General features: G+C 66.0%; 9 protein-coding genes. 6 read left to right on the top strand and 3 right to left on the bottom strand.

Annotation, left to right across the window (positions count from 1 at the left end; translation table 11 throughout):
* Positions 1-389: 389 nt before the first annotated feature.
* From ABZS43_RS36165 to ABZS43_RS36155, 3 genes are all read right to left on the bottom strand, one after another.
* Positions 390-1196, bottom strand: a complete 807-nt coding sequence (locus tag ABZS43_RS36165; RefSeq protein ID WP_355040517.1) for an LLM class flavin-dependent oxidoreductase — start codon at positions 1194-1196, stop codon at positions 390-392.
* Between the two features lie 220 nt (positions 1197-1416).
* Entirely contained in the window at positions 1417-2034 is a 618-nt protein-coding gene (locus tag ABZS43_RS36160; protein WP_355040516.1) for a hypothetical protein, read from the bottom strand.
* A 40-nt stretch (positions 2035-2074) separates the two neighbouring features.
* On the bottom strand, positions 2075-3103 hold the full coding sequence (locus ABZS43_RS36155) for a phosphotransferase (RefSeq protein ID WP_355040518.1): 1029 nt from the start codon (positions 3101-3103) through the stop codon (positions 2075-2077).
* Between the two features lie 332 nt (positions 3104-3435).
* On the opposite strand from ABZS43_RS36155, the gene ABZS43_RS36150 reads away from it, so the two are divergent.
* The 6 genes from ABZS43_RS36150 (at position 3436) to ABZS43_RS36125 (ending at position 8867) form a co-directional block, all read left to right on the top strand.
* Positions 3436-4434, top strand: coding sequence for a LacI family DNA-binding transcriptional regulator (locus ABZS43_RS36150; protein WP_355040515.1), 999 nt, complete (start codon positions 3436-3438; stop codon positions 4432-4434).
* 196 nt (positions 4435-4630) lie between these two features.
* On the top strand, positions 4631-4981 hold the full coding sequence (locus tag ABZS43_RS36145) for a hypothetical protein (protein WP_355040514.1): 351 nt from the start codon (positions 4631-4633) through the stop codon (positions 4979-4981).
* A 273-nt stretch (positions 4982-5254) separates the two neighbouring features.
* Positions 5255-6628 carry an ABC transporter substrate-binding protein gene (locus ABZS43_RS36140; protein ID WP_355040513.1) on the top strand — a complete coding sequence of 458 codons (1374 nt, stop codon included), beginning with the start codon at positions 5255-5257 and terminating at the stop codon, positions 6626-6628.
* Positions 6629-6691: 63 nt separating this feature from the next.
* Complete coding sequence (locus tag ABZS43_RS36135) at positions 6692-6856, top strand: helix-turn-helix domain-containing protein (protein WP_355040512.1); 165 nt, start codon at positions 6692-6694, stop codon at positions 6854-6856.
* A gap of 248 nt (positions 6857-7104) precedes the next feature.
* Positions 7105-7383 (top strand): hypothetical protein, encoded by a 279-nt coding sequence (locus ABZS43_RS36130; RefSeq protein WP_355040511.1) that lies wholly within the window; start codon positions 7105-7107, stop codon positions 7381-7383.
* Positions 7380-8867: an acetyl-CoA acetyltransferase gene (locus tag ABZS43_RS36125; protein WP_355040510.1), complete on the top strand. Its 1488-nt coding sequence runs from the start codon at positions 7380-7382 to the stop codon at positions 8865-8867. The genes ABZS43_RS36130 and ABZS43_RS36125 overlap by 4 nt, the downstream gene beginning before the upstream one ends.
* Positions 8868-8985: the final 118 nt, after the last annotated feature.

Genomic DNA, 8985 nt, shown 5'->3' with positions numbered 1-8985 from the left:
GCCGGCGGACTGCGGTTGGTTGGTGGGAGGTTGAGAAGATGTCATGGGGTGAGTAGATCACGCGCGCGCGCCACCTACCGATCCCAGGTTTCAGCACGAACCCACAGGTCGCGGGCCAGCGGCTCGCTGACCTGTGATCCGCCCGGCCGCCGTGGTGTGGCCGCCTCGCTCAGCGCGATAGGCGGCGTTGTCGTGCACTGGCGACCGGAGGACTGAACCCGGCATGCCCGCGATTCGTTGGCCTCTATCCGGGCGTCTCGTCACCAGTTTCCCGCGCAGATGATCGAGCAGTGGATGACCTCACCACGGCACAGAGCGCGACCGACACCGTCATCGCGGACGCGGTCGCCGACGCGGCCGACAAAATCCGCACAGCCACCGAATGACCTCTACCGACCGGCGAGTTCGGCGACGACCGGAGCGAACCTGTCGGCGAAGTCGGCGCCGAAGACGAAATAGGAGAAGCCGATCTCTTCTCGTCGTCGCTGGATCTCCTCGACGGCGGCGGCCGGGTCGTCCGGAAGTACGGTGACCGCGTCCACCGCGCGAAGCGCGGCCGGGTCGGTATCGGGAGGCGCCATGTGCGGCGCGACAGTGTCGCCGATCACCGGCACGGCAAGTGCGAGCTCGACGTCCCCCATGGTGCGGAAGTCGCGTGCCAGCCGCTCGACTTCGCCCCGAGGCTGATCCCCCAGCGCGAAGGTGACCGTGTCCGCGACCTCGGCCGCCAGCGCCCGGGCCTTCGGACCGAATACGGCCATCGCCACGGGCGTATGACGGTCGGGGCCGTCGAGATCGCGCAGCGTCGCGACGGTCTCACGTACCTGTGCCAGCCGCTCGTTCGGCGGCGGTACGACGGGCATCTCCTTGTCGCGGAGCTCGTCCTCGATTCCCGGCCTTCCGGTGCCGATGCCCATCTCGAAGCGACCGTCGGTCAGCAGCGACAGCGAGTGCGCTTCCCACGCTGTCAGCCAGGCCGGGCGTAGCGGAGAGGCGTATACCCACGTGCCCACGCGCAGATCGGTCATGGCCGCGACGGTGGCCAGCATGGGACCGGGCGCCGGTTGCAGCTGCGGGAAGTCGGGCACCAGCAGCGTCGAGTAGCCGCTGTCGGCGATGCGGCGCACGCGATCTCGCCACGTCGGCACGTCGGTTCTGAGCGGGGCAACGACCCCGAATCGAAACGGTTTCGTCATGTCCGGACTCCTGTCTTCGGGTCTGTCCAGAGGAATAGACGCCGGATCGACCCGAAATTCATCGTGGAGCGGATCGTCACACCGTCGGGTCGACGGGGTCCTGTAAGTCCGACAGGTATTCGTCGAGCAGGGCGAGTACTTCGCCACCTCGGCATCGTCGTCGAAGTTCGCGGCTCCGCGATGACCGCGAGCGCGTCGACGACACGGTGAACCTGCTGGATCATCGCGGGCGATTGTCGGCGGGAACGAGATCTCTGCCCAGTGGGGGAAGGGCCGAGAGACCGGTCCGAAAGAGTTCGGTCGAACTGTTGAGCATCGCGGGTAACGACGCGGCGACCAATGCGTGTGCCTTGAACGCTCGCGCGGCGATGCTCAGTCGATGTGCGACGGGATCGACAAGGTGTTCGGGACGGGAGACCCAGGTGTCGCCCCAGACCACGACCTCGACGCCGCCGTGGTGCAGGGCGTCGATCAGTCCTCGGTTGGTTCGCGAATCTCTGTCGCACACGGCGGCGGATATCGCGAGCGCCTCCGGGTGACGTCCTCGGCCCCCCGCCTCCAGCACCGAGTCCAGATCCGCGATGTCTGCCCCGAGGATCCGAAGGGGTCGTACGTCGGCCCTGACCAGATCCGGTATCAGAACCGTGACGTCCCAGCCCGCGCCGGATCGATCGAAGAGCCATCCGCCCGCATGTTCGACGACATCGGCGACACTGTGGGCGACGACGTCGAGTCGATACCTGCGTGCGACGCTCCCGTCGGGGTTGGATCCCGTCCCGGCTACATCGTGCACCGACCGAGAATCCAGCTCGGTGGGTTCGGGTGGTCGAGCCGTCATCGGATCTCCGTTCCGTTGTGTCGTCGGCGGGTGTCATACCTCATGGGTGACCGGCCGTGTCTAGTTCGGCGATTGCGGAGGCGGTGTCGAGATCGGCGTACGCGGCCGAATACCGTTGCGCCAGAGCCAAAGCTATATCGGGACGTTGCCAGAACTCTCCGGCGCTGGCGGTGCACAACCACAGGGTCAGGCCGTGGGCGACCGAGGCGCGGTAGCCGTGGTGTATCTGTTCCGGAGAGGGTTTTTCGTCGGCGGGCAGGTCGAGCGCATCACGATATTCGCGCAGTAGCGTGTCCTCGCCGGCACGTCGGTCGTCGATGGTGAGCGCGCCTTGCAGGAAGTAACCCAGGTCGAGTGACCAGTGCCCGCGGCGTGCTACCTGCCAGTCCAGGAAGCCGACATGGGTGTCATCGATCAGGTAGGTGTTGCCGATATGGGCGTCCCCGTGCAGCAGGGTCTGCGGGCCGGTGGTCAGGCTGCGGATGTAGGGCTTCCAGATCCTCTCGATCAGGTCGTGGATGCTCAGTGTGGTCACCGATGCGGGCGCGTCCGGGCCGAGGCGATCGAGCGCGGCCTGCAGCGGGGCGATCTCCATTCCGTCCCACGGTACGAACGGTTCGAGCCATGCCAGGTCGGTGTGCTCGTCGAGCCGCGCCCCCCAGTACCGGCTGTGTAGTCGCGCCAATGCGCGCACCCCGTTGGCGGCTTGATCGATGGTGAGGGGACGGGTGGCATCACGCGGGTCGGCTCCGCGAACGGTGAGATCCTCCATGACCAGAAGAAAATCCTCCGTTTCCTCGTCGATCAGCGCGGCGAAAACGGCCGGATGCTCGACCGGCAGTGCGGCTCCACAGCCGAAAAGCCTTGGCTCGTGGAACATTCCGCTGGTCAGCTTGATCAGTTCCTTGTGCGCCGGGTCGGCCGCCTTGAGGAAGACCGATGCCGGGCCTTGCCCGCTGTCGTAGGTCAGCGCCAAGCGCGCCCGGCGGTTGGTCCCGTCGTCACGAAGGACGACGTCGACCGAGGCCACCCGGACCCCCGCGTGATGCTCGGCCAGCGCGGCGGTCATCCACTCGGGAGTGATCTGGTCCCAGTCGGAGGGAATCTGCAAATTCTCGACGGTCACACGAATCCTTGGCTCGAGGTGGTAAGAGCACTCCCCGCTGTGGAGAAGCGAGTCCAACTTACTCGCGTAAGTTGAGTACGTCCAGGCTCGGATTCGCGATCGGCAGAAGTTCGCCGGGGCGGGTCGGTGCACGGGTCCTCGGCAACTCGCGTCCCCGCACGGGCCACGCAGGCCGGGTGGCATCCTGGATTTCGCTCGGTGGCGTGCTGTACGGCGTAGAGGAATGTCGTGCAATGATGCACGGCAGGTCGTACTCGGTCCTGGGTGGGAGCAGTATGGAGAGTGTCAAGAGGCCCGCTAGGCCCACGAGAGCCGATGTCGCGCGTCTGGCCAAAGTGTCGACCGCAACGGTCACCTACGTTCTGAACAACGTTGAAAACCAGCGGATCTCGACGCGGACACAGCAGGCCGTTCGCGACGCCGCGGCCACTCTCGGATATCGGCCCAATCTGGCGGCACGCAATCTTGTGGTCGGCGCGAGCGGCTTGGTCCTCTACATCGTGCCGAAGATGGCTTTGCACGAACTGGCGATGGAGGTCAGCAGTCGAATGACCACGGCGCTGGCCGGGCACGGCATCGTCATGTCGCTGCAATTCGAAACCGAGGACGGCGCCAACGTGGCCGAGGCGATCGCCAGTCTCGACCCCATTGCCGTCTCGGGCGTCTTCCCGCTCACTGGCGCGGCGCTCGACGCCGCGAACGCCGCCAATATTCCCCAGATCCATCTCGGCAGCGCGAACTTGAACACGCTCGCCTCGCTGCATCTGACCGTCGGACGGATGCGCGTCGAACATCTGCTCTCTCGGGGGCATCGACAGCTGGGTTTCGCGTTCTCCACCAATCCGAAACTGCGCCTGCTGGGGGAGTATTGGCTCGACGGCATCCGCACCGCCACCCGCGAACACGGAGTGCCCGACCCGGTTGTCGCGGACATCCGCGACGACGGGACCGATGCCGTGGAGGTGGTTTCGCGCTGGGTCGAGCAGGGCGTGAGCGCGGTGTGCGCGCAGAGCGACGAGACCGCCTTCGCCGTGCTGCACGGCGTACGGCGGGCGGGATTGCGTTGTCCACACGATCTGGCGGTCATCGGGGTGGACGCCATAGGCCTCGGTGCCCTGAGCGACCCGCCGCTGACCTCTGTCGGATTCGACGCGACCGCGATCGTCGACACCGCTGTCAACGCCATGATGAACGCCCTGGGGTTGCCGACCGATGACCTCGATGTCGACAGCGGTAGCGATCTCGCTGTCCTGATCGAACGCGACTCGACCTGAGCGATCGATATCCGATCCCGCCGGGTGGAGTGAAACGGTAGCGCCACAGCGCTTACACGAGTAAGTTTCTGGTGCGCGGATGACCTTTCATCCACTCGATGAACACCGAGTGCGCGACCGATAGTTCCGAAACAGGCCCTCGCGCACCACATCATGCAGCAGCACAAGAACGTTTGCGATAAGAGACATCGAACCCATGGCAGAACAAGACCGCCCGACCGGCGCCCGCATGATCACCCCTCCTTCCTCCCGGCCCATCCCGCCGAGGCCACCCGGCGCCGTCGACGTCCGGGCGTACGGGCGGGAATCGCAGACGAGAAACCCGACGCCGGGCAGAACTCCTCGCGCACAGGCGGTGTCGGGTCAGCCTGTCAGTGTCACCGTTCGTGATGTTCTCAACTACTTCGAGAAATGCCCTCGGTGCGGCTATCCGGCTCAGGCGACAGCGACCGTACGGACCTTCGAGAACGGATTCGTCGAGATCACCATGCAGCCGACCTGCGGGCTGCCGTGCGGATGGCGGGGCGAGCCGACCTACTGGGCTTGAATGACCCCGGCCTCGACCCCGCAGGCCGTGAGCCGGTGATGACCGAGAATCCGGCCGCCGCGGTGGGGGCTCGTCGTGCACCCGGCTCGCACACCGCCCACCGAATTCGGACACCCCTGTACAAGTTTACTTATGCGTGTAAGTCTGTGTCTGGTTCCCGTGGAGCGAAAGAAGACTCTGTTTCCTCGGAGGAGCGCGCGTCCGGGGAAGCGGTTGCGACAACCGCTATCCGCGACGGTGACGCCGGGAACATCTCAACGGAGGAGGAACACGGTGAAGTCGCACAGAATCGGCATTGCCTTGCTGGCAATCGCTCTGCTGGCCGCTGGTTGCGGACGCGAGGGCGGCGCGAGTGAGACCGAATCAAACGCAGGCCCGGCGGTTTCGGGCAACTTCGGTGACCTGAGCGGTATCTGCCAGCCGGGCAGCGCGAAAAGTGCTTCGGCGCAGGGTGTTACGGCATCCGAGATCGAGATCGGCATGTTCTCCGACATCGGGTTCACGAAGAATCCCGATTTCGTCGACGCCGCGAAGGTGTTCACCTCCTGGTGCAACGCGGCAGGCGGCATCAACGGCCGCAAGATCGTCACCAATCTGCGCGACACCAACTTCATGGAGGTGCGCCAGCGGATGCTCGAATCCTGCCGCGAGGACTTCTTCCTCGTCGGCGGCAGTGCGGCACTCGACGGACTCGGCGTGAAAGACCGGCTGTCCTGCTTGCTGCCGGAATTCCCCGCCCAGGTCACGGCCACCGCGAACACCGGCTCGGACCTTCAGCTCAGCGCGGGCGCTACCGTCGCCGAGAGCGTCGACCCATACTCCGGGTTCCACGATTGGCTGATCAGGGACGCCCACCCGGACTCCGCGGGATCGGTCGGCATCATCGTCGGCGATTCTCCGATCACCAAGGTGATGAGCGACAAATTCACCGAATCGCTCACCGCTTCGGGCGCGAAGATCGTCTACAGCGATCTGTATCCTGCTGCGGGAGTAGCGGATTGGACCCCGTATGCCCAGTCCATCAAGGCCAAGAACGTTCGTGGACTGATCTTCCTCGGCGACTTCCGCTACCTCGCCAAACTCCAGGATGTGCTGACCGGCATGGACTACCGCCTGGATTGGATCGACGCCAACGCGAACTCCTACAACTCCACCTACCTCGACGCCTCCAAGAGCTCGCTCGCCGCGCAGAACAACTACGTCGACCTCAGTGGCACCACCCCGCTCGACGCCGCGGCGCAGGTACCCGCGATACAGCAGGTCAAAGACCTGTTCGAGCAGTACGCACCCGGTAGCGACATCACCTTCCAGGTCCTGCGCGCCTTCCAGGCCTGGGTGCTCTTCGCCAAATCGGCCACCAGTTGCGGGGACAACCTCACCCGTGCCTGTGTCTACAACACCGCGCGCAAGGAGACCGCCTGGACCGGCGGCGGCCTGCAAGCGCCGGTAGATCTGTCTCGGCCACTGGCCGAACAGACTCGATGCTTCAACGTCCAGAAGGCGACCCCCGACGGCTGGAGAACCGCTGACTTCGCCCCGAACAACGGTGTTTTCCGATGCGGTTTCAGCCCCTACGCGTACAGCAAGGACTTCGGTAAGCCGACCACCCTCGCCGACGTCGGCAAAACCATGAACGACCTCAAATAGTCCTTCCGCGGGTCACCGAGAGCTCGATGCGAAATGCAGACGAAGCCCGCGTGTGATACCCGGATGCCGAGGTCGTTGCACGAACTGGTTTACGGCGGTGTTCACCGCAACACCGTGCGGAAGCGGTCGACTCGTTTCGCCGAAATGACCGGCCTGGATCTCGACCGCACCGACGACTTGATCGTTGTCTGGTGGCTGCTCAACCGCGATCCCGGTTCCCGTGCGTGATCGCAGGCCCCGCGGTCGGCCCGGAGAGTTCTCGTGCGTGTTGATGGTGCCCTTCGGGTTGAGGTGCCCAGTTCTCGGCGCCGCCGGTGACGACGGCGACTCTCCCGTCGAGTTCTTACATGTTCCGAGCCCTCCCACCCTGGTCGACAAACGTTCGAACTCGAGGTATTAACCTAAAGGTATTAGCTTGATAGTCGAAGGTGGCTACCGGCGGCACTGTTGCCGACCACCCGAGGGGAAGTGTGCGAATGCCCGATCAGGTCGTGACCGACCGGCCTCGGCCCGGCGTCCTGCTGATTCGTCTGAACCGTCCCGACGCGCTGAACGAGATGCGCGCCGAACTCGTCGAGTCGCCGCACGTGGTGCTCGCCGAGACGGTGGAGGACGTCGCCTTGATCGGACCCGTCGACAAGATCTGTGAGGACATCGTGAAACGCTGGAAACCGACCTGTTCGACCACCATGATTCTCGGTGGCCGGCCGCGACCGCAGAGCCGGGAACGCATGCTCGAGGCGGTGCGGTCATGAGCCTCGATCCCCGCACGCCCGTCCTCGTCGGCGGCGGCCAGATCAACGACCGGGCCGGTGGCCGCGAACCGGTCGATCTGATCGCGGACGCGGCGCGCGCGGCGGCCGACGAGGCGGGCAGCGGCGCGCTGCTCGAACTCGTCGATTCGGTGCGCCTGGTCGGCATGCTGTCCTGGCGCTATCGCGACCCCGGGGCGTTGGTCGGCGCGCGGATCGGCGCGGCGCCACGCCATACCGGATACACCGGAAGCGGCGGGAGCACCCCGCAGGTGCTGGTCAACGGCGCGTGCGAGGATATCGCGGCGGGCCGGGCCGAGGTCGTCCTGATCGGCGGCGCGGAATCCTGGCGCACCCGGATGAGATTGCGCGCCAACGGTATACGGCCCGATTGGACCGTGCAGGACGAATCGGTGGCCGAGGCCGAGATGCTGGTCGACGAGGTGCCGATGCGGTCGGTGACCGAGAAGCGGGCCGGGCTGGATCGGCCCGCGTACGTGTACCCGCTGTTCGAACAGGCGTTGCGGGTCGCTGCGGGTCGTTCGATGGACGAGCACCGCGAGGTGATCGGAGCGTTGTGGGCAGGCTTCAGCAAGGTCGCCGCGACGAACCCGCACGCGTGGTCCCGGCGCGAGTACACCGCGTCCGAGGTCATCACGCCCTCGGACGACAACCGCTGGATCAGCTGGCCCTACACCAAGCTGTTGAACTCGAACAATATGGTCGAGCAGGGTGCCGCGCTGTTGCTGTGCTCGGTCGAGGTCGCCACCCGGCTCGGTATCGCTCGCGAGAGCTGGGTGTTCCCGCACGCGGGCACCGAGGCGCACGACACCTACGACATCGCCGAACGCGCGGCCCTGGACCGTTCACCCGCGATCCGGGTGGCCGGGACCAGGGCGCTGGAATTGTCCGGAATCGGCCTCGACGATCTCACGCACGTGGACGTGTACTCGTGCTTTCCCTCCGCGGTCCAGGTGGCCGCCGCCGAACTCGGATTACCGCTCGACGATCCGGGCCGCCCGCTCACCGTGACCGGCGGGCTGACCTTCGCGGGCGGGCCGTGGAACAACTACAGCACCCACGCGATCGCGACTCTCGCCACCCGGTTGCGCGAATCACCCGGCGGCTACGGCCTGCTCACCGCCAACGGCGGCTACCTGACCAAACACGCCTTCGGGGTCTACCGGACCGAGCCGCCACGCGCGGGGTTCCGCCGGGAGAACGTGCAGCCGCTGGTCGACCGCGAGCCGACGACGGTGGCCCATCCGGATTACGAGGGCGCCGCGACGGTGGAGTCGTGGACGGTGGTGCACGACCGCGCGGGAGTCCCCGAGCGCGCGTTCGTCGCCGCGCGCACCCCCGATCGCGGTCGGACGCTGGCGACGACCGCCGTGCCGGACGCCCTGGCGCGCCTGCTGGAGGTCGACGTCGCGGGTGATCGGATCACGGTCGCCGCAGACGGAGAGTTCCGGTTCGCCGAGGGGTAGCCACCAGATCGTCCCGCAGGCATGGCGGTTTCTAGGGGTCGTCGCAACACCGCTTGGTGTTAGGTGGTCAGTAGATCACGCAGACGCTCGGCTGGGGTATCCCAGTCGAGCGTTTTGC

The sequence above is a fragment of the Nocardia sp. NPDC005366 genome, assembly GCF_040606855.1.
Taxonomy (GTDB): Bacteria; Actinomycetota; Actinomycetes; order Mycobacteriales; family Mycobacteriaceae; genus Nocardia.
The sequence above is the reverse complement of the archived record's forward strand: the minus strand, read 5'-3'. Positions and strand labels throughout refer to the sequence as shown.